The sequence below is a fragment of the Sporolactobacillus inulinus genome, assembly GCF_006539285.1.
Taxonomy (GTDB): domain Bacteria; phylum Bacillota; class Bacilli; order Bacillales; family Sporolactobacillaceae; genus Sporolactobacillus; species Sporolactobacillus inulinus.
Genome location: NZ_BJMS01000071.1, coordinates 1 through 19,526 on the forward strand (window position 1 = coordinate 1; position 19,526 = coordinate 19,526).

The following is a 19,526-nucleotide window of genomic DNA, read 5'->3' on the forward strand; positions in this document are numbered from 1 at the left end:
TATATAGTTGTACATAAAGTGGTTCATTCAACTGTTTATTAAGTTTTGGAAAGATTTCCATAACTCACACCTCACACCTCTGTATTCAACTAAAATTTACAATCTGTGTCTTTAAAACAACACAAACACTTTTATAATAAACCATAACTACGAAAAATCAATGTATCCATTGAAGAGGAATAACCTTTTAAGACTGAGACAAAATCATGAATAAGAATAACAATTTTTCGTTACACCATTTTTTGCTTTTTCTGATTTTAGAACTTTGGTTTTTCACTACGCGAGAGGAGATTATTAATGAATTTTTCAAATCATATTTCAAGCTTAAAACCATCAGCAACACTTGCACTAAATGATAAAGTAAACCGCATGATCGCACAGGGTCAAGATATTATTAATTTAACCGTGGGAGAGCTGAATTACTATGAACCTGAAATTGCAAGGGAACGTGCAAAGGAAGCAATAGATAAACATTTCACACATTATACTGACTCCGATGGAATTTATGACCTTAGACAAGCGATATCAGAAAAATTGAGAAATGAAAATTTTTTAAATTATAAACCAGAACAAATTACTGTATCGGCAGGAGGAAAGCAGGCACTTTTTAATTGCTTTTTTACCTTAATTGATCACGGAGATGAAGTGATTGTACCTACACCTTGCTGGTCCACATACCTAACTCAAATTAAACTTTGCGGAGGAATTCCTGCTACCATTTCTACAGATGAAAAAACAAATTTTAAAATCACTCCAGTTATGTTGGAAAATGCAATTACCCCAAGAACAAAGTTGTTGTTACTTAATTCACCAAGCAATCCGACCGGAGCAGCCTATTCAGAGAATGAGCTAAAAGAATTAAGTGGGATCATTCGGAAACATAAATTGTTAGTTATTAGTTATGAAATATATGAGCGTTTAGTCTATGTGAGTCATTATGTGAGTGTAGGGACAGTATCAGAATATTTACAGGAAAATACGATTACGATTAATGGCTTTTCAAAATCATTTGGTATGACAGGTTGGCGTATCGGGTATTCTGCTTCACCGATTGCAATTGCAGAAAAAATTAGTTCCCTGCAAAGTCAAGTCACAGCGAATATCTCATCCATTTCTCAGATAGCTGCATTAGCAGCAATCAATCACTTTAATCCCGAAAATAAGGTCAATCTTCAGGAAAATAGGGACTATTTATATAAATTCATTAATGAGCGCTCACCGTTAAGTGTACCTAACCTACCTGAAGGCGCATTTTATTTATTTCCAAATATATCGGCCGTTGTCGGTAAGTCTTTTAAAGGCAAGATGATTAAAAATTCAAGTGAATTATGCTCCCTTTTGTTAGAAAATGCCCAGATAGCTGTAACAGCTGGCGACGCTTTTGTAGCGCCTAACAATATAAGAATTTCGTATGCTAAATCAATGAACGAAATTGTGCGTGCAGCTCAAAAAATGGCAAGATTTTTTGCACAATTAAGTTGAAAGAAGAGGGGAGAGTTCATGAAAAAAGAATTGGAAACATATCAAACTCTGTTAAAAAAATCAATAAATCAGGCAAAAAATGAGGAATATGTTTACGATAGTGTTATAGACTTATTAACATTGCAAGGGAAATTAAAAATAAAAGAAACCGAAAAAATTCTGAATGATTTTGAATTAGAGTTACTTGAACTCTTGAAACAAAAGAAAATTAAATTCAATTACTTAGAAGATAATCACTTCGATGAACTATTTATTTATGTATTGAATAATAAGGTTTCAATTCTGACAAATAAAATTAGTGAAGATAAAAATGTTGAATTTGTAAAAGACTTTAAAATTTAAAATAACCTTGCCAAAACAATATTTGACAGAAATCAAAAGAACGTAAATGCAGAGAAAACTGTGTGCCAAGCATATTTCGAAAACCTGAATGAGAAATCATTGAATAAAATTTTAGGTGAAATTGAATATTTTTTAAGCCATATGGCTCCTGTTATTTATTACGTACAAAATAAAGTTTATTCTAATTTTGACTATTTGAATAATCTCCTGGGAAACGGCGCAACGAAAAATTATTATTTTCTTATTGGAAAAACAATCAACTTATGAAATGGGATTCTGAGGATTTTGTGTTCTTGTATCCTGGATTCCCGTTACACATCACTAGGTAGTGGGACACCCAGTGCTTCATAAATTTTCTTCTGCGCGGTCAAAATCTCACCCACTCTTAGTGCCTGACCTGGGGATTCAAAGGCCTCGATCACATCTAATTTATCGAATAAAGATTGAATCGTGTAGTCTTTGAAAAGCTTCTGTGCCTGCATTTTTTTTTTGATCTGCGCAAGCAAAATCAACCCAACAAAACTTACAAAAACCTTCCCGTCTAGCGTGGCTTCTGATGAAACCAACATGCGACGTAAGTTCAGCCGCTCTTTTATGTCTCCAAAGCACTTCTCAATGGGATCTTTTCCCCGATAAAGTTCGAGGGCTTGGATGGCATCCATTTTTTCATTGGAAAGCAGGGAGAAATACCCGTAGTACCGCTTGGCCTTCTCGACCATTTGATGGTTGACGGTAATCTGTGCCCCTCGCTTTGGTGTTGATTTAACCGTGAAATACTTTTTGTAAAAGGCTTCGTGTTCCGGAACGCGCTGCCCGTTTTTCAGTTCTTGATGATGGCGCATCAGCTTGCGATCAAACTTTTTCTGATCTTCTGCCGCTTGATCGACATTGTAGTACAGATGCAGATAAACGCGGCGCTTCTCTTTGAGCGTATCTCCTTTATATGGCCGATCCTGCGTGTAGTCCCAGTCCGTTCTCACCGTCAGGGCATAAAGATCATACTGCTCATCCAGATTTTCGAAGGTATCGAGCGCGTCATAGACTTGATCAAGTTCATGACGTACCCAAGATAATGAGGGATGGACGGCAATCAAAAATTTCAGATGTTCCTTCATCAAAGTGTTGATATTGGCCGCACTGTAAAAGCCTCGATCCATCACCAGCTTGACCTTTTCAAAACCGAGGGTTTTGAAATCACCTAAAAGATTCAAAACCGTTTTGACATCAGGAATATTCTCGGCCAATTTCCGATAATAGAAGGGCAACCCGCTGGATTCACCAAAGATGAGGGCTAAGTTGATTTGGGAAAGACGGTCATCTTCCTTGTTCTTGCCATAGGCGACCTGTTTGAGCACTTCGGAATAGCTCGAGATACTGGTCGTATCATAAGCCCAATACTCATCCTCATGACAACGCTGCTTGCGACGTGAGAAAAACTGGTTCTTGCCCGCTTCAGAGATGGATGAAAAAACAGTGCTGCTGCGCTGAGAAGTCACATTTTTCCCGTACGGATGCTTATGTAAATGATCCCATTTCTCAAAACGAGTCAGAGGATTCGGGTGTTCCAAAATCATATAATAGGCAAGCGACAGAATCTGTTGATAATGCCTTGGAAAACAGGTCTTGAGATCCTCAGTGAGTCCAAACTGTTCACCGATTTGATCCAGTAAATAGGTGGCTCCATAAAAAACACGCTTCGCTTCAGCAGCAGGAGTGGGGCCTCGTTGAGGCTTTTCCTCAGATGTTTGCCTGCGTCGTTTCCCTCGCCCGTCTGTAGGGATTATTTTTCCCGTCTTTTCATCGACACGTCCAATGAGTTTGCGTCTTGAACGCGGTTGTTTCTTCTCTTTATCCCAGTACGATTCCGATTCGTAAGCATAGGTGAGTCCGCTACGCTTGTCTTTTTGCCTGATGATCGCCATTTTTAGCCACCTACCTAGTGAAGTAATTATAACACATAACTAGGTAGAAGGAAAGCAAAAAAAGTCCCCAAATCCCCATGTAATCAACCTTTTTGAGGACTTGGGGAAAATCATAGTGTGGAGATACGGGAATCCAGGTTATCAAGGTGTGCAGTGTGTTTTAGTTGGATCATGTGAAATATCGGCATTCCGAGTTTTCACTCTATTCTATTGGAGCAGATGATGTTACGATAGTTTTACGGACACATTTTAGTTAAACTAAGGATTAACGAAAGGATGTGTCCCGTATGGGCAGCGAAAAATACATAGGCTTTCACCCCTGAAAACATCGTTAAATTTCAGTATCTGTTTTTATTGAAGAGAGGGCATTTTTCAATCGGTTTCTCCTGTAAACGCGATGATATGGGCATGCTGGACCAAACGATCCACCAGAGCTGAAGTTAGCCGATTATCCCAAAACACTCGATTCCACTGACCAAATTCCAGATTCGAGGTCACGATGAAACTTTTGCGTTCATAACAATCGGCGATGATATGAAACAATACTTCGGAACCTTGTTTTTGGAATGGGACGTAGCCTAATTCATCGAGAATGAGTAGACCTGATTTCTCGATTTGGCGCTTCAGTCGACTGAGTGTTTCTGCTTTTGAGCGCTTTCTCTAATTGACCGACCAAGTCGGCGACACGAAAAAACGAACGTCGTACTCCGATATGGGGTTCATAATATTCAGAAGTGTTTGGAGAAAGAAGGCTTTAGGGTCAGCCTCAAACGGTGCAGCGGTTAATGAGACGAGCCAATCTACGTTCCATTATTGTGAAAAGTATCGTACGCAATCCAGTCAAGTTCCGGTGGAAAACAAGAAGAATCTATTGGCTCAAGACTTTACCGCGACAAAGATCAACCAAAAATTGGTGGCCGATATCACGCGTAGTCACACGATCAAATCGGGCAGGTGCTATTTGGTCTCCGTCATGGATTTGTGTACACGAAAAGTTATTGGTTATTCTTTTTCCCGGAGCATAACGACAGAGCTTGTCCTAAAGGCCTTAGATAACACTTGCATGAACCAAGATTCTGAACCCGGACCTGATCCTGCGTCCGGATCTTGGATCCCAGCATACCAGCCATGAATTTGAAAAAGCGGTTCAAGTGAAACAACCCATTCGTTCAGTAAAAAAGACTGCCCATACGATAATACCTAAATCGAGTCCTTTCATGCGACTTTGAAAAAAGAAGAAATCCACCAGACGACGTATCAGGACTTCGATGAAGCTGGACGTTGCCTCTTTCAGTATATTGAAGGCTGGTACAACCGATCCAGAATGCATAGTGCAATAGTGTTCGCGATTACCTGATACCTCAGGAAGCAGAAGACAAACTTTTGAAGGCGGCCTGATCAACATATCGCACGAGCACCGCTTAATCCTTTTTGCTTTGCGGGTCGAATGACCTCTATTATTTTTTGGCGAGAGTTACCAGTACTTGCTGCAATACTCCTAAGACCAATGCCATCATTATGGAGTTCCAATATCTTTGGATAATGAATCATGTAAAAAACACCTCCCGTAAAAGTGAGTTTGTCACACTTTAGGTGTGCTCACCAATTATACAAGAGGTATGGGTGCTAAACAGGTTTGTCATTTATTGGTACATTCATTGTCTTTAAGTAGTAAAAATGATGGCGTTATTGGTACATTTCATTAACCGTGGTCATGCTATTTCGAAAGATACCATGATTGTGCCACAAATTTTAATCAATCATGTGCTGACGAGAAATCATTTCAGTATTGTAAGGGTTAAATTCGTTCACAAAATAAGTCGTATTGGACAGATGAAAATTGCCGCCTACAAATATGTGACTCAACCGTTTAAACCCACCGTTTTAGCAGGTGGGTTTAAACGGTTGAGTATGTTATGTTAAATTGTTAAACTCATTTGAAGGCTTTTACCCATTGCGTCTTTATACCATTGTTGATAATCAGACTTAAAGCTGATTTCATCAGTATTTTTGTAACGTGAGTATTTAAAGCCTTCATATTGCGGAAGCATTTTTCCACAAATATCAGCCATAATTGTACGTCCGATTGCTTCTCCTAGTTGTGTTGGAACAGCATTCCCAATTTGACGATACTGTTCAACAATTTTCCCACAAAAATGCCAATCATCAGGGAAACCTTGAATACGTGAATATTCTTCTATTGACAGTGGGCGCAGCTCGGTTGGATGAACTAGATCCGTAGCCTTCATTAGCGGATTAGTCAATAACGTTGGCGAGACTTTATTGAAATCCAACCGTCTAAAGAATCCACTTTTTCCACCACTACTATTGTAAGCATTTCCCATTGCTTTTTTTTGATCTTCAATCGATAACGAACGCCAATTTCCACCCTCTGGTATTTTTGTATACCAATCTTTACGCCCCTTTGGAATATCGACGTAGTGGTGTACACCTTCTTGAATATCCCCAATTGCATCACGCAAAGTGTTCCACTTTGGGAGCCCAAATTCCCCATTTTCGCTGTGTGTAGGCGTTAGGTAGGGGAGTTTTTTCTTCCCAAGTTTCCCAAGCAGAATTACACGTTCACGACCTTGTGGAGCACCAAAGTTAGCTGCGTTATATAATTGAAATGAAACTGCATACCCCATTTTTTCAAAGCGATTTAATGTGTAGTGGAGAACGCCACCTTTAACTGGTTTATCATTAGTATCATCGAAAATAGCTTCAACAGAAAGTAATCCACGGACATTTTCTAGAATAAAATATTTCGGGCGTATTTCCTCAATCACGTCAATGTATCGTATAAACGCTTCACCACGAATATCAGCAAACCCTTTTCGCTTGCCAGCAGTAGACATGGGCTGACAATTAGGACCACCTATGATGATATCAATCGGATATCCCATAGGTAAATTGGCATACTCATAGATACGCTCAGGTGTTGCATCCCAAATATCACCAATTAAACCAATATCAGAATCATTTGCCAAAATGCTTGATCGTGCATCTTTGTTTATTTCACATGCCAATATAGGTTTAACGCATGTTTTTGAAAAACCATAATCAAGCCCTTGAGCTCCTGAAAAAAAACTTAATGCCACTATTTCTGGAATTTCATGTGAAGGACGAATTTTATCATCAGGATTTACCACAAATTCCCCTGAATTAACGTAGTCCTTATAGTTGTCTTCTTTAGTCACCCATGATCTTCCTACTTGCTCAGATTTGATTTTGCCATCACGCATGAGTTTACGCGCATATTGTTCTGATACTTTTAGCTTATACGCAACTTTTGTGGCAGATAACAGAATTCCGTCCATGGACAAGTCTCCTTTCTTTAGCGAAACAATTTATAGTCCCATTATAGCAAATAATACCCATTTATCAATATATGAAGGGAACATTTGTTCTTTTCTGCGTTGATACTTTTTAAATTAAAGTCCTAAATAGTCATTTCGAATCTTGTTTACGTACTCTGACCCCAGTGTCTCAAAGACTTCTAGTAACTCCTTGTACGTGTTTTCATTTTGCCCTACCATATTCCAAAATGCTGCTCCAATTAGAACGCTACTGGCTTTCTGCATATCGAATAATTTAGAAGGGACACTCCATGAATAATGATTTCCTTCTCCATCAGGATTAAAGGGCAACGCAAAAAAGGCATGGCCGTTTTCTTTTGCTGCTTCAATGCAGAGCATATCTCGCTTTGCAATTTGAGTTTGATCTAAATTTGGTTTAACTGTTTTCAATGAATAATATTCTTCTGAACCATCCAGACGTTTAATGTACAAGTCAAAAAGAGTTGGAATTTCAATTCTTTGACGTGTGCGCAATGATTTAATTTCAATAACTTCATCTTTCCAAACAGGAGAACCTTTGGTACGGTTTCTACGTTGATCTTCAATCAATTCATCAATACGAGTATTTTGAAATTGATTGATTGTAACGGTTTCTTGGTGTTGATTTTGTGCTTCCGCGCCACTGCCAATTGCAATTTCATATGCTACTTGTTCATACACACCTTGGCCAAATGATGTTACAAATGAACGCTCAAATGTACTAGATTTCCATATTTCATCAGGAACTAATCGGGATCCAAACGGATTAGTCTCGCGTAACTTTTCCATGTGTTCGGGTAATGCAATAATTTTACGTTCTATGATACTATCCATTTTCTCACGGATACGATGTCGAATACGTTCTTTTGTCTCTTCATTCATACTATTAAACCTCACTTTCTTTCTAATACAATAATTTTAGCAGAGTTAGAAAATTTATAATATCTTGATTCATGAAAAGAGCCTTTGTTAAACAATCTTTTGATTAATAGTTCTGTCTCGCACGTCGCAGGTAGTTTAGTGATTGGCGAATTGTAATAAATTGTCTTAAAGCGGCAATATCCCAAGGTACGGGTTATTTAATGTTTAAGAAGTAATAGCAACGGTAAAATTTATTTATCCAAAAATCCTTATTATAAAGGATCTTCTAATGCTTTCTAATAAAATGTCGTAACATTAATTGGAAAATATCAAAATCATTGTATACTTTCGATCACTTAATTCGTTTTATAGATGGAAAGGAGGTAGGGTTCTTGGATCGGTTATTAAATGAACAATTACTTAAAGTGATGAATGACTTATATTTCTATTTATTAAAGCTTGGTGCTGATCAAGAATTAGCTGAGGATATTATCCAAGAATCAGTCTATAAGTCGATGATCTATCTTGAGTCTATTGATACCGATAAATATAAAGCTTGGCTTTTTAAGGCCGCCATAAATTTATATTACGATCACTGTAGGAAATTAAAAAAATCATCTGTACGATCAGTCGATGAATCCATTATTGCGCATTCAGTATTAATTGAGGATGTGTTGATCGAAAAAGAAAATAAAGTACAAGTAAGAAGGGCACTGGAACGCCTCCCCTGCATCTATAAACAATTACTTCAGCTTAAGTATGGACTGGAATGGTCTTATCAACAGATTGCAGAGTATTTAGAGATGAATCCTAAAAGCGTTAAAACCTACTTAGCTCGGGCAAGAGCAAAATTCAAAAAAATATACCGGAGGGAAGAAAATGAAGAAAACAAATGAGGATGAATTAAAAAATGTTTTTGATGACAAATCATTAAAAAAGTCATTAAAAAAGGCAAAAAGAATTACATTATTGAGAACGTTATTAATATCAGCAGGTGTATGCATTCTCCTGTTTATCGGTGTTTTCCAGGTAAATCGTTGGTGGATAGGTAAAAAAGGCGATGAAGTAGCTTCTCAACTCATAAAAGAGGATGCAATAATGAAGGCGCCTAATACAATTGTTAATGCTGAAACGGTAGATATAGGATTATTTCAGGGCACCATTAAACGTGACGTATATAAAGTAATTGAGAATAAAGTGATTCCATGGGAGACGCAAGAGGTCTATTTTGGATTAAGCGGGTTTCAATCTACATCTTTTTCATCACAGAGTACGCAAATTGATCAAACAACTGAGGTGCATTTGCCCAGTGGAGATGGAGAAATGTTGTTTTATGTTCCACAATTTAAATATAGAAAATATGCAAACGATTTATCAAAAATTAAAGAATATCCCCAAGACAAATATATTGAAATGGGCATTTCCTTTAATAAGGGCTATTCATTACGGGAAATAAAGCAAAGGCTCCCTAAATCTGTTCATCCAACGTGGTACTGGGTAAATGACTATCCTATTAAGTCTGATTTTAGAGATTCTCCAGAATCTGGGCAAGGGTTGTTTGGCATTTCCAATCCATCGTCTAAATTAGGGCAAACTTTAACTTCATCAAACGTGAAAACTGAATCAGATTTCTTAAATCATTTAAAGCAAGTTGATCATAGTGATTACAAAATGATAAAGAAACGTCAAAGAGACGGTCTGATTATAGGTGTTGTTGTTACGGGAACAAAAGATGGCTTATCCGTATTGCAAGAGCAGCCCTATGTAAGGGCAACTAGCTTAGGCGCAGTTGTTGATAAATATTAAGAGTAGGAATAAGCCAATATGCACATAATCCCTTAGATTTTCTCTTTAGGATTTCTAAGGATATTTTTATTTTGTAGCAACTTTTCACTTTCTAATTATCATCAATTGCAGAATTAAGCGACTTATAGAACAGTCGTGGTACGCTTTTATGCATCGATTGATTTATGGAGAACGCATGTGAGGGTGGAGTTAAAAACAATTGACAGCGACCGACCGTTCGGTTATCATTGCTGTATGAAAAATAAAGATAAAAATAAATTACAAATGATTCTTCATGCAGTTCTAAGTCTGACTTCAACGAATGATCTGGTCAATTTGTCGATCAGCAAAATTGCTGCGGCAGCAGGAATATCCAAGTCAACGGTCTATGTCTATTTTAAAGATAAAGAGGAACTGCTTTCCAAAACCTATATGTACGTAAAGGATTTGATGGACGAAGGCATTGCCGAAGTTGAAGCGAAGCATTCGGATTTAGATGAACGCATCGGCGCATTCATTCGCCACTTTGTTCAGCGCTATCAGCGTTATCCTAAAGAAGCGAAATTTATGGAGGCGGTTCAAACCAATCCGAGTGTGGTCAGCGAAGAAGCGCACCAATATGCCGAAACGACGGCTGCGCCTATTTACAGGGCTTTTGAAGAAATAGTTGGAAATCCGGAGTTTGTTCAGGCACCGGCCTATGTGTACGCGACCTTCTTTTCTTTACCTATGAAAATGGCAGAGATCAATGGGACAATGACAGATTCGGAACTGGATTCGATCATTTGTATGGTGCTGAATGCAATGAAAAGGCGTTAAAGATTGACGGGAGCGCAGAAATGCGCTTTTTAATAAAATATAAAAAGACCGAACGTTCGGTCTTTATAGGAGCCATAATCATGCAAAATGAAAAAAGAGTGGTATTAATTACAGGCGCATCGTCAGGTATGGGGTATGCAAGTGCTAAATATTTTCATGATCACGGTTGGGTCGTTTATGCAGGTGCCAGACGAACCCAACGTATGCAAGACCTGTATGAGCTCGGCATTCACGTCCATCAGCTGGACGTCACAAACAATGAATCAAATCAAAATTTTGTCGAGGCGGCAATAAAAGAACAAGGCCGAGTCGATGTACTGATCAATAATGCAGGTTATGGAGAGTACGGTCCACTGGAAGAAGTTAACCTTGAAAATGCCAAATATCAATTTGATGTCAATTTATTTGCGGCCGGTGAATTGTCTAAGCTGGTCTTGCCGCTGATGCGGAAGCAACAATTTGGACGGATGATCAATGTGACGTCGGTTGGAGAAAATGTTTATATGCCTCTTGGTGGATGGTACCATGCGACTAAAGCAGCGCTGGGGATATGGTCAGATGTACTCGATATGGAAATCCGACAATTTGGTCTCCGGAGCATTGTGATTCAACCGGGAGCTACTCAGTCTGAGTGGGGAGACATAGCAATGCAAAAAGCGGAAAAGAATTTAAAAGCAGACTCACCCTATAGGAAACTCGTGCTGGCGATCAAGAAGCTTTTATTTTCTTTTCAAGCATCGGCAACGTCTGATGATTTAGCAAAAATTTTCTATAAAGCTGCGACGGATTCAAATCCCTCAAGAAGGTATTATCATTCATTAACAGATAGAATTGCGGTACGGATTGCAAGAAATCATCCGTCCCTTTGGCGCTTTGGCATGTGGAAAATGATGCGTCGAATGGATCGATAAGGAGGATGGATAAATGACGAAGTGAAAAGACGTCATTAAAACGACTCTGTTTAACACGATTTTGGCGAGAAGTCTCCCGCTTCAAGCTTTGCGAGAAGCTAAGCGGTAAGATGAATCGCTTTCTTTAGTGTCTCGTTACCATTGGCAATAATCACGATTGACTAGAATAAGCGTTCGCACTATGATTTGTGTATAAAAGGATTTCCTAAGCAGGCGGGTGAGCCCATGATCCAGAAAAAAGCCTACACGTTTAGACTGTATTCCATCAAAGAACATAAAACAGGGTTCCGGTCTTTATATGCATCCGAAGCAACATGAATTTTTCCGAGTTTATCACCTATGTGGGAGACGATCAATAGATGGAAAGTTTTGGGATTGCTGCTCTTTTACCGAATCCGCAGCTGAACAGGCATCACTTCTTAGAATGATGCCTGTTCATTATTTTGTGCTTATTTATTCAGCTTGATGAGCTCTTCTATTGATAACCCGGTTAATTCGGCGATGGTGTGGAGGTCTATTTTCTTTTGAAGCATACGCAGCGCCATCTCTTTTCGAGCTTCTATTTTGCCTTCAGTTTTACCTTTCTTCAATCCGCGATCATAGAATGAATTCGGCCATTTGATGACTTGTTCTCGCTCATCTTTCGGTAATGCATGGACTTCTTTCATGAGTTGATCCACCTCATTTTCACTCAGATTTAAATAGGTTTCAAAAAAACCGTTGATCATGCTGCTGCGTGCTTCATCAAGCTGCAAACCGGCCATCTGCCTGAGAAAGGCAAGCCGAACGGCTACACGTTCTTTCTTTTTATAATTCATTTTACTCATCAAAGCGGCACTTGCAGGATTGTTGCTGTGCATAAATGCGTGCCAGTTCATTTTGCCCAGTTCCATCTTAAAAAAACGAAATCTCATGGTATCAAGAAAAGGGGTTTTGATGATGAATTCATTCGGTTCATCGCTTATTCTTACTCCATCATAACTGAAAATGGCAATCGGTAAAACAGGTTTTCTGAATTTTAAATAAATCATTGAAAAAACGAAAAAGTAGACAGATCAAATGTAATGATTTAGTATTACAAGTAAAGTTGAATATATTCTTCGGGGCAGGGTGTAATTCCCGACCGACGGTAATAAGCAAGTAAGCTTAAAGTCCGTGACCCGCAATTTTGCGGTGGATCTAGTGAGAGTCTAGAACCGACAGTTAAAGTCTGGATGGGAGAAGAATTTAGTATTATTGCAATTCTAACGAGGATTGTATCTTTTTTGCTATGGTCTAGTTAGATAATAATAAAACTAAGTCTATTTTGTGTTGCCCCGTAGGTTACTACGGGGCTTTTTGTATCTTTTTAAAGAAAGGGGGACGTGCAATTGGATGAACGGTTCATGAAAAAAGCAATTGAGCTGGCTGAAAAAGGTGGTCGAAACACGTATAGAAATCCACGAGTAGGTGCCGTTATTGTGAAAAATAATCGCATTATTGCAACCGGCTATCATGCGAAATTTGGTGAAAAACATGCGGAAAGAATGGCCATTGACCATTGTGCTCACCCCGAAGAACTGCACGATTCAACTTTATATGTCACTTTAGAACCTTGTACACATTACGGCAAACAGCCGCCGTGTGTGCAAGCGATCATTGACAGTGGGATTAAGCGCGTGGTCATTGGCCAACTTGATCCTAATCCGATTGTTGCTCATAAAGGCGCAGCAATCTTAAAAGCCCATCAAATTGACGTGAAAATGAATTGTCTCACGAGTGAAGCTGAATCACTAAATAAGCACTATAACTATTTCTATCGACATAAAAAACCGTATATTGTGTTAAAACAAGCCCTTAGTTTAGATGGAAAAATAGCAGCTAAACCAGGTGAAAGAACGGCGATTACCGGTAAACGGGCGAATCGATTTGTGCATGAAGAGCGATTAGGCTATCAAGCGATTCTAGTCGGAAGTGGCACAGTTTTAGCAGACAATCCCATCTTATTGCCTAGTGAAAACAGTGACTATCCACCCATTCGAATAATCGTAGACAGAAGCGGGAAGACGCTGCATTTTGAAGCGTTTAAATTATTTGAGCATCCAGAGCCAATTTGGATTTTTACGAGGAGTGCATTACAAGAAAAGGCACCCGATCATGTGAAAATTATCCAAACCGATGATTTCTCAATACCAAAGATTGTGGATGATATTGGACAGCAAGGGGTGCAATCCATCTATGTTGAAGGCGGCGCGCAGATTCATCACACCTTTTTGCAAGCGCATTGCTATGAAGAAGTGATTACTTATCTCGCGCCTAAGTTAATTGGCGGTACCGGTTTATCCGCCTTTTCCGGCAATGGAATGATCGATCATGAAAATAATTTGACATTCAAAAGTATCGAACGTATTGGTGAGGATTTACGAATTGTCAGTGAGAGGGTGAAGTAAATGTTTACAGGGTTAATTCAAACGGTCGGGAAAATAAAACGGGTGAATAAGCAGCAACATCACATCACGTTGACGGTATCTGTAGAAGATACGGATCGATTAAAGGGTTTCAAAGTTGGCGATAGCATGGCAATAAACGGTGTTTGCTTAACGGCAACCACTGTTGAAAAGGATTGCTTTTCCGTTGACGTTATGCCGGTAACCTTTCAGAAAACGACTTTTTCGCAAATGAAAGAAGGCACTTTAGTCAATTTAGAGCGCGCAATGTCTCCAAATGACCGGTTTGAAGGGCATATCGTCTCTGGGCATGTTGATCAAACCACTCGATTAATTCAAAAAATGAAGTACGAAAACTCACTTAAATTAACCTTTTATTATCCACCAGAACTAAAAGGTGAAATTGTTCCACAAGGCTCAATTGCTGTCAATGGCACGAGCCTGACGGTTGATGATGTCAAACCGGGAACATTCGCTGTAGCTTTGATCCCACATTCTTTAGAAAATACGAATTTTGATCGTTTAGTAAAAGGGGATTATGTCAATTTGGAGACCGATGTCGTCGGTAAATATGTGAAGTCATTATTGAGAACAACGATTCATTTAAACGAGGAAGGGCATCATGCGTGAAGAAAAGATCCTACATGCGGTTGAAGCGTTAAAAGCAGGGCAATTAATTATTGTTGCTGATGATGACAATAGAGAAGCTGAAGGCGATCTAATCGGGCTATCAAGTAAAGTGACCCCCGAAGCGGTTAATTTTATGACCAAAAACGCTCGGGGCTTACTCTGTGTACCTGTAACAAAGAAGATTGCACAACGGTTAGATTTACATGCGATGACGGCTGAAAATTCCGATGCGTTTGGAACAGCTTTTACAATTAGTGTCGATCATAAAGAAACGACTACAGGCATTTCAGCATTTGACCGAGCGAAAACGATAAAGGCGCTCGCTGATCCGAACAGTGAGCCAAGCGATTTTTTACGGCCGGGACATATCTTTCCGCTAATTGCTGAAAATGCAGGCGTTTTGAAAAGAAGAGGCCACACGGAAGCGGCGGTTGATTTAGCAAGACTGGCTCATGAAGAGTCCGCTTATATTTGTGAAATTCTAAAAGAAGATGGCAAAATGGCGAGAACGGCCGACTTAAAAGCGTTGGCTCGGAAATGGCAACTCGATTTTATAACCATTGCCGAGTTAAGCGACTATTTAACCCATCAAAAGAAGAGCGCCGATGTCACAGTCCAATTACCTACTAAATACGGTGATTTTAAATTATCGCTCTACCTTGACCATGAAGGAAAAGAACAATTGGTCCTATCAATGGGCGATTTAAAGAAGAGCAAGGAGCCCCCGTTGATTCGCGTGCATTCAGAATGTTTGACTGGAGATGTATTTGGTTCGCATCGCTGTGACTGCGGCGAACAATTAGATCAGGCAATGAAGCAAATTGCTGAAGCGAAAATAGGTGCCATTTTATATTTACGTCAAGAAGGCAGGGGGATTGGCCTACGGAATAAGCTAAAAGCATACAAACTTCAAGAAGCAGGTATGGATACTTATGAAGCGAACGTTGCTTTAGGATTCTTACCTGATGAAAGACACTATGCGCAAGCGGCATGGCTATTAAAAAACGAAGGGGTTTCAAAAATTAAGTTACTCACCAATAATCCTGAAAAGATAGCAGAGCTACAGCAACATCATATTGAAATTGTCGAACGTGTACCACTCGAAACAACGGTTTATCAAGAAAATAAGCATTATTTAAAGACGAAGCAAGAAAAGTTCCATCACATGTTATCACTCGAAAAGGGGATTAAATCATGACGGTTTATGAAGGAAAATATCAAGGAGAACATGTAAAGGTCGCCATTACCATTGCTCGTTTTAATGAATTGATTACATCAAAATTACTTGCAGGTGCTAAGGATAATTTGATAAGACACGGCGTTGACGCGAAGAACATCGATGTTTACTGGGTACCCGGTGCCTTTGAATTACCGTTTATTACCAAAAAAGTAGTCGCTACTCAAAAATATGATGGGGTCATTACTTTAGGGGCTGTTATTCGAGGCGCAACCACACATTATGAACTCGTAAGTAATGAAGTAGCCAAAGGCGTAGCGCAAATCGAATTAAATTCAGATATACCCGTCATGTTTGGCGTACTGACCACGGAAACGATTGAACAGGCGATCGAACGTGCAGGGACTAAGAGTGGGAATAAGGGGAGTGAAGCAGCACAAGGATTACTTGAAATGGTATCGCTAAATGAATTGATGGAAAATAAAAAATCCTGAATGGCTACAGGATTTCTATCATTCGTTTTTAGCTGTTGTTTTTAGCGTTTATCCTATTGGCTTTTTGAGGAGTTACTTCAATGAGGAGTAGCTCCTTTTAAATTTATTTGTTCTTCACTAAGTAGTCTAGGAGTTTAAATAAAACCGTTTTGTTTTGTTCAGGAATACCAAAGTCGGTTATTTCTTCAGCGCTTTGCACGAATTGTGAGTGATCAATATAATCTCCGTCATGGGTGAGTAATCCCTGAATACGATTAGGGGTCATTTCCAGATGAAATTGCAAGCCAATCACTTTTTCACTGTAGATAAATCCCTGGTTTTCACATGCCGCGCTGCTCACTAATCGTTCCGCTCTATCGGGAAGTTCAAATTGCTCGCCATGCCAATGAAAAACAGTCAATTCCTCTGGTATAAACGGTAACCTTGAAGAAACGGAACGTATTGGATGCCAGCCTACTTCTTTATCGCCTTGAATAACAGCGGCTCCTAATGCTTTAGCAATCTGTTGAGCGCCTAAACAGACGCCAAATACAGGCTTATTTTCGGAAATGGTCTTTCTGATTAATCTGCGCTCTTCGTCAATCCATTGTTGATCCTGATCATTTGCACTCATTGGTCCGCCGAGTAGGATCAGAAATTCAAGATCATCGATCCGGGGTATTGAGGGATTTTCATAGAGCTTATGCATGCGAAAGGTATGGCCATTATCGTTGCCCCATTCTTCAATAGATGCGAGTCCTTCAAAGGGAACGTGCTGCAATACGTCAATGTTCATGTCATCACCCACTTTATCGATTTTGCAATCCGTCAATCAGCCTTGTTTTGCTTTGTACATTGCGGTCAATCATCCGCTTCTTGCATCTTCGTTTAAAAATCATTGATTCAATCATAGCGCATCTTTTAGCTTCAATAAAGTCTTCCCATACCAAAAAGGAACCTTAGCCGCACGAACTTCAGCAATGAAATCGAATCATTGATGCTACAATAAATCGTTACTTCTTGACAGCGGTCAATTTTAAATTCTTCGTCTCCGTTTATCCTTGAGTTATAAAAAGGAGGGGGAGGCTGTATGAACGTCCAGAAATGGGTACAGAAGCATAACCAACACATCACCTATTTGACCGGTGCTTTGATTGTCCTCGGCTTTTTAAGTAAAGGACTTTTTCATTGGGAATTAGGTTATACGGCGACCTTTATCGCGGCTACACTTGTCGGCTTTTTACCGGTTTTGATTCATGCATGGCAGGCCTTGAGCGTAAAGGTCATCAGTATCGAATTGTTAGTCAGTATCGCTGTGATCGGTGCCCTTTTCATTGGTGAATATAACGAATCGGCGATCGTTGTCTTTCTGTTTTTGTTCGGGAGTTATCTGGAGCAGAAAACCTTGCAGAAAACGCGCAACTCAATTAAAACCCTGACTGAAATGGCTCCGACGAAAGCTTGGGTTTATCAAGAGAATGGTCAGGTGCAGGAAACGGATAGTGATGAAGTCAATGCGGGTGATGAGCTCTTAGTGAAGACGGGTGCACAGGTCCCGGTGGATGGGGTGATCACCTCAGGTCACGGCTATCTGAATGAAGCCAGTGTCACGGGCGAATCGCGGGTTGTTGATAAGTCGGTCGGCGCGACCGTTTTCGCCGGGACTCTTTTAGACAATGGAACGTTACGCATTAAGGCAACTCGTGTGGGTGAGGATACCACATTCGGTAAGATCATTGAATTGATTGAAGAAGCTCAGGATACGAAATCACATGCGGAAAAGTTTATTGATCATTTTGCCCGCTACTATACGCCAGCCGTTCTCTTATTGGGAATAATTGTCTGGGGGATCACGCAGGACATCCGTCTGGCCATCACAATCTTAGTCCTGGGTTGCCCGGGGGCCTTAGTGATCGGTGCTCCGGTATCCAATGTCGCCGGTATCGGTAATGGCGCAAAACGCGGCGTTCTGATCAAAGGCGGCGAGATCATGAATACGTTCAGTAAGGTGGATACGTTAGTCTTTGACAAAACGGGCACGCTAACGAAAGGACAGACTGAGCTCGTAGAAATGGATGCCATGCCTGGTCAGCAACGTGGATTAGCCTATACAGCTGCTATTGAAAAGGAATCCGATCACCCACTTGGTCGGGCGATCTTAGCCTATGCCGGGGCGCATGCTATTGAGTACAGTCATCTGAAGGTGACGCAAACCAAAGTGGTTAAGGGTAAGGGAATCCGGGCAGTTGTGGAAAATCAGACCGTCCTGGTTGGTAATCGTAACCTGTTAACTGAAGCCGGGGTTCGACTGAACCAGGAACAGGAACGAAAATTAACTGAGATGGAAGAGAAAGGAATATCCACCGTTTTAGTTGCGGTCGATCAGCAACTGGCGCTTATGCTTGGTATCGCCGATACGCCAAGAGACGGAGTTAAAGCAGCTTTAGCAGCATTAAAAGCAATGGGCATCAAAAAAATGGTTATGCTGACGGGTGACAATGTACGAACCGCGCAGGCGATTAGCCAGCAACTTGGTATTGATGAAGTTCATGCAGAGCTGTTGCCGGAAGATAAAGTGGGTTATGTAGAAAAGTTGAAGAAGGCGGGGCATACGGTCGCTTTCATCGGGGATGGCGTCAATGACAGCCCATCCCTTGCCGCGGCACATATCGGCATTGCCATGGGCAGCGGGACCGATGTTGCGGTGGAAACCTCAGACATTGTTTTGATGAAATCCAGATTTACCGAGCTTGTCCATGCTTATGGATTAACGAAGAAAACGGTAAAAAATATGAAAGAAAATATTGTTATTGCCATTGCTACCGTTGCTTTCTTATTGATCGGTCTGATCTTTGGCTATATTTATATGGCGAGCGGCATGTTCGTCCATGAAGTCAGCATTTTAGTGGTCATCCTGAACGGGATGCGCTTGTTAAGCTACCACACGAAGCATGCTGCATAACATGTTGCTCTTTCTGTCTATTATTTCTAACACTGGTAAAAAAGTATAAGAAAATTCAAGGAAACGAGTGTAAGTGGCCCGGCGAATGAAGGAGCTTCGACTAACGGCGCTCACTTCCTGTGAGCAACGTCGAAGCCACCGCATCCTACGGAAGTGCGTCCTGCGGCTAACCGGACACTTGGCCATCCATGGCCATCGCAACAAAGGCTTTGCCTTCGTCGGAGGTTTGGCAAAGCCAAGTTTTCTCACAAGTAAAGTTTATCGTTTTGCTTTGCTGGTACGACGATAAGGTCATAAGATTCGATTGGGTGATCAGGTTAGCGCCCAATCTTAGAAATAAACGGAAAAATTCCGCTTAATTAGAAAATGAATGAAAAAATCGCTTAAATAGACGGAGA

19 protein-coding genes, 1 pseudogene and 1 riboswitch are annotated in these 19,526 nt (G+C 40.1%); of the genes and pseudogenes, 13 read left to right on the forward strand and 7 right to left on the reverse strand.

Annotated features, from left to right (window positions below; genetic code table 11):
- The first annotated feature begins 297 nt into the window (after positions 1-297).
- Together SIN01_RS10265 and SIN01_RS10270 are read left to right on the forward strand one after the other, a co-directional pair.
- Positions 298-1,482 carry a pyridoxal phosphate-dependent aminotransferase gene (locus SIN01_RS10265; protein WP_010023087.1) on the forward strand — a complete coding sequence of 395 codons (1,185 nt, stop codon included), beginning with the start codon at positions 298-300 and terminating at the stop codon, positions 1,480-1,482.
- Between the two features lie 18 nt (positions 1,483-1,500).
- Entirely contained in the window at positions 1,501-1,824 is a 324-nt protein-coding gene (locus SIN01_RS10270; protein WP_010023089.1) for a hypothetical protein, read from the forward strand.
- A gap of 311 nt (positions 1,825-2,135) precedes the next feature.
- On the opposite strand, the gene SIN01_RS10275 is transcribed toward SIN01_RS10270, so the two are convergent.
- Together SIN01_RS10275 and SIN01_RS10280 are read right to left on the reverse strand one after the other, a co-directional pair.
- Positions 2,136-3,746 (reverse strand): IS1634 family transposase, encoded by a 1,611-nt coding sequence (locus SIN01_RS10275; protein WP_010023092.1) that lies wholly within the window; start codon positions 3,744-3,746, stop codon positions 2,136-2,138.
- Between the two features lie 331 nt (positions 3,747-4,077).
- A pseudogene (locus tag SIN01_RS10280) lies at positions 4,078-4,455 on the reverse strand (ATP-binding protein); the annotation flags it as partial.
- Between the two features lie 3 nt (positions 4,456-4,458).
- Here SIN01_RS10280 and SIN01_RS15670 point away from each other — a divergent pair.
- Both SIN01_RS15670 and SIN01_RS15675 read left to right on the forward strand, forming a co-directional pair.
- On the forward strand, positions 4,459-4,878 hold the full coding sequence (locus SIN01_RS15670; protein WP_373864406.1) for a DDE-type integrase/transposase/recombinase: 420 nt from the start codon (positions 4,459-4,461) through the stop codon (positions 4,876-4,878).
- Positions 4,879-4,950: 72 nt separating this feature from the next.
- Entirely contained in the window at positions 4,951-5,103 is a 153-nt protein-coding gene (locus SIN01_RS15675; protein ID WP_084688928.1) for an IS3 family transposase, read from the forward strand.
- A gap of 41 nt (positions 5,104-5,144) precedes the next feature.
- On the opposite strand, the gene SIN01_RS10290 is transcribed toward SIN01_RS15675, so the two are convergent.
- The 3 genes from SIN01_RS10290 to SIN01_RS10300 all read right to left on the reverse strand — a co-directional run bounded on the left by SIN01_RS10290 (position 5,145) and on the right by SIN01_RS10300 (position 7,966).
- A complete protein-coding gene (locus SIN01_RS10290) occupies positions 5,145-5,297 on the reverse strand; it encodes a hypothetical protein (RefSeq protein WP_237760150.1) in 153 nt (50 codons plus the stop codon).
- Between the two features lie 368 nt (positions 5,298-5,665).
- Positions 5,666-7,066, reverse strand: a complete 1,401-nt coding sequence (locus SIN01_RS10295; RefSeq protein ID WP_010025095.1) for a DNA cytosine methyltransferase — start codon at positions 7,064-7,066, stop codon at positions 5,666-5,668.
- 114 nt (positions 7,067-7,180) lie between these two features.
- Positions 7,181-7,966: a TdeIII family type II restriction endonuclease gene (locus SIN01_RS10300; protein ID WP_010025094.1), complete on the reverse strand. Its 786-nt coding sequence runs from the start codon at positions 7,964-7,966 to the stop codon at positions 7,181-7,183.
- A gap of 371 nt (positions 7,967-8,337) precedes the next feature.
- Between SIN01_RS10300 and SIN01_RS10305 the strand changes: the two genes are divergently transcribed.
- The 4 genes from SIN01_RS10305 (at position 8,338) to SIN01_RS10320 (ending at position 11,460) form a co-directional block, all read left to right on the forward strand.
- On the forward strand, positions 8,338-8,841 hold the full coding sequence (locus SIN01_RS10305; protein WP_010025092.1) for an RNA polymerase sigma factor: 504 nt from the start codon (positions 8,338-8,340) through the stop codon (positions 8,839-8,841).
- The gene (locus SIN01_RS10310; protein ID WP_010025091.1) at positions 8,825-9,751 is read left to right on the forward strand and encodes an anti sigma factor C-terminal domain-containing protein; all 927 of its coding nucleotides are present in this window, start codon (positions 8,825-8,827) and stop codon (positions 9,749-9,751) included. The genes SIN01_RS10305 and SIN01_RS10310 overlap by 17 nt, the downstream gene beginning before the upstream one ends.
- Before the next feature lie 183 nt (positions 9,752-9,934).
- On the forward strand, positions 9,935-10,549 hold the full coding sequence (locus SIN01_RS10315) for a TetR/AcrR family transcriptional regulator (RefSeq protein WP_010025090.1): 615 nt from the start codon (positions 9,935-9,937) through the stop codon (positions 10,547-10,549).
- Between the two features lie 80 nt (positions 10,550-10,629).
- Positions 10,630-11,460, forward strand: a complete 831-nt coding sequence (locus SIN01_RS10320) for an SDR family NAD(P)-dependent oxidoreductase (protein ID WP_010024115.1) — start codon at positions 10,630-10,632, stop codon at positions 11,458-11,460.
- Between the two features lie 449 nt (positions 11,461-11,909).
- On the opposite strand, the gene SIN01_RS10325 is transcribed toward SIN01_RS10320, so the two are convergent.
- A complete protein-coding gene (locus SIN01_RS10325; RefSeq protein ID WP_141306053.1) occupies positions 11,910-12,338 on the reverse strand; it encodes an Rpn/YhgA-type helix-turn-helix domain-containing protein in 429 nt (142 codons plus the stop codon).
- Between the two features lie 214 nt (positions 12,339-12,552).
- Positions 12,553-12,690, forward strand: a riboswitch (FMN riboswitch).
- A 134-nt stretch (positions 12,691-12,824) separates the two neighbouring features.
- On the opposite strand from SIN01_RS10325, the gene ribD reads away from it, so the two are divergent.
- Genes ribD through ribH form a run of 4 tightly spaced genes read left to right on the forward strand, consistent with a single transcriptional unit; the run spans position 12,825 to position 16,187 of the window.
- Positions 12,825-13,889, forward strand: a complete 1,065-nt coding sequence (gene ribD, locus SIN01_RS10330) for a bifunctional diaminohydroxyphosphoribosylaminopyrimidine deaminase/5-amino-6-(5-phosphoribosylamino)uracil reductase RibD (RefSeq protein ID WP_373864405.1) — start codon at positions 12,825-12,827, stop codon at positions 13,887-13,889.
- A complete protein-coding gene (locus SIN01_RS10335; RefSeq protein ID WP_010023753.1) occupies positions 13,890-14,516 on the forward strand; it encodes a riboflavin synthase in 627 nt (208 codons plus the stop codon).
- Positions 14,509-15,714, forward strand: a complete 1,206-nt coding sequence (gene ribA, locus SIN01_RS10340) for a GTP cyclohydrolase II (RefSeq protein ID WP_010023752.1) — start codon at positions 14,509-14,511, stop codon at positions 15,712-15,714. The genes SIN01_RS10335 and ribA overlap by 8 nt, the downstream gene beginning before the upstream one ends.
- Positions 15,711-16,187, forward strand: coding sequence for a 6,7-dimethyl-8-ribityllumazine synthase (gene ribH / locus SIN01_RS10345; protein WP_010023751.1), 477 nt, complete (start codon positions 15,711-15,713; stop codon positions 16,185-16,187). The genes ribA and ribH overlap by 4 nt, the downstream gene beginning before the upstream one ends.
- Before the next feature lie 103 nt (positions 16,188-16,290).
- On the opposite strand, the gene SIN01_RS10350 is transcribed toward ribH, so the two are convergent.
- The gene (locus tag SIN01_RS10350; RefSeq protein WP_010023749.1) at positions 16,291-16,962 is read right to left on the reverse strand and encodes a type 1 glutamine amidotransferase; all 672 of its coding nucleotides are present in this window, start codon (positions 16,960-16,962) and stop codon (positions 16,291-16,293) included.
- Positions 16,963-17,256: 294 nt separating this feature from the next.
- Between SIN01_RS10350 and SIN01_RS10355 the strand changes: the two genes are divergently transcribed.
- On the forward strand, positions 17,257-19,128 hold the full coding sequence (locus tag SIN01_RS10355; protein WP_010023748.1) for a heavy metal translocating P-type ATPase: 1,872 nt from the start codon (positions 17,257-17,259) through the stop codon (positions 19,126-19,128).
- Positions 19,129-19,526: the final 398 nt, after the last annotated feature.

Excerpts from the sequence above, each read along its gene's own strand:
- SIN01_RS10265 (WP_010023087.1), top strand. The coding sequence starts at position 298 with ATGAATTTTTCAAATCATATTTCAAGCTTAAAACCATCAGCAACACTT.
- SIN01_RS10270 (WP_010023089.1), top strand. The coding sequence starts at position 1,501 with ATGAAAAAAGAATTGGAAACATATCAAACTCTGTTAAAAAAATCAATA.
- SIN01_RS10275 (WP_010023092.1), bottom strand. The coding sequence starts at position 3,746 with ATGGCGATCATCAGGCAAAAAGACAAGCGTAGCGGACTCACCTATGCT.
- SIN01_RS15670 (WP_373864406.1), top strand. The coding sequence starts at position 4,459 with ATGGGGTTCATAATATTCAGAAGTGTTTGGAGAAAGAAGGCTTTAGGG.
- SIN01_RS10290 (WP_237760150.1), bottom strand. The coding sequence starts at position 5,297 with ATGATTCATTATCCAAAGATATTGGAACTCCATAATGATGGCATTGGT.
- SIN01_RS10295 (WP_010025095.1), bottom strand. The coding sequence starts at position 7,066 with ATGGACGGAATTCTGTTATCTGCCACAAAAGTTGCGTATAAGCTAAAA.
- SIN01_RS10300 (WP_010025094.1), bottom strand. The coding sequence starts at position 7,966 with ATGAATGAAGAGACAAAAGAACGTATTCGACATCGTATCCGTGAGAAA.
- SIN01_RS10310 (WP_010025091.1), top strand. The coding sequence starts at position 8,825 with ATGAAGAAAACAAATGAGGATGAATTAAAAAATGTTTTTGATGACAAA.
- SIN01_RS10320 (WP_010024115.1), top strand. The coding sequence starts at position 10,630 with ATGCAAAATGAAAAAAGAGTGGTATTAATTACAGGCGCATCGTCAGGT.
- SIN01_RS10325 (WP_141306053.1), bottom strand. The coding sequence starts at position 12,338 with ATGAACTGGCACGCATTTATGCACAGCAACAATCCTGCAAGTGCCGCT.
- SIN01_RS10335 (WP_010023753.1), top strand. The coding sequence starts at position 13,890 with ATGTTTACAGGGTTAATTCAAACGGTCGGGAAAATAAAACGGGTGAAT.
- ribA (WP_010023752.1), top strand. The coding sequence starts at position 14,509 with ATGCGTGAAGAAAAGATCCTACATGCGGTTGAAGCGTTAAAAGCAGGG.
- ribH (WP_010023751.1), top strand. The coding sequence starts at position 15,711 with ATGACGGTTTATGAAGGAAAATATCAAGGAGAACATGTAAAGGTCGCC.
- SIN01_RS10350 (WP_010023749.1), bottom strand. The coding sequence starts at position 16,962 with ATGAACATTGACGTATTGCAGCACGTTCCCTTTGAAGGACTCGCATCT.
- SIN01_RS10355 (WP_010023748.1), top strand. The coding sequence starts at position 17,257 with ATGAACGTCCAGAAATGGGTACAGAAGCATAACCAACACATCACCTAT.